At 42.6% G+C, this 477-nt stretch carries 1 protein-coding gene; it reads left to right on the forward strand.

The window, feature by feature from the left end; all coding sequences use genetic code 11:
- The coding region (locus tag ACTNEW_RS16365; RefSeq protein WP_441062871.1) for a transposase family protein at positions 1-477 on the forward strand (477 nt) is incomplete at both ends.

Raw genomic sequence — 477 nt, forward strand, 5'->3', positions numbered from 1 at the left:
ATCCAAAACACATTCTTCCAAATGTCCAGAGTGTGGTCAGGAAACCCAAACTTATCATGGGACATATTTACGCAAAGTTCAGGATCTGCCGATTCTTGGAAAAACTGCGCGACTTCATATAACAGCTCATGAGTATGTTTGTAATAATGAATCCTGTTCAAAAGTTACATTTGTTGAAGATTTTGACGGATTTCTCAGTTATTATGGACGCATGACAGAACGATGTGCTGATTTCATCTGCATGCTGGCCATGGAAACCAGTTGTGAAGGATGTGCCCGTATCTGTCGTGCAATGAATCTTCAAATCAGCGGAGACAGCGTGATCCGTCTTTTAACCAAACGTTATCGTCTGCAGCCAGTCTCAGAATGTGGAAGCGCCATCGGTGTTGATGATTTTGCATTTAAAAAACGTCATACCTATGGAACAATCATTGTCGATCAGGCTACTCATAGGCCGGTTGCAATTCTTGATGGGCG

This window comes from Blautia sp. HCP3S3_G3 (assembly GCF_052063365.1).
Lineage (GTDB): Bacteria > Bacillota > Clostridia > Lachnospirales > Lachnospiraceae > Blautia_A.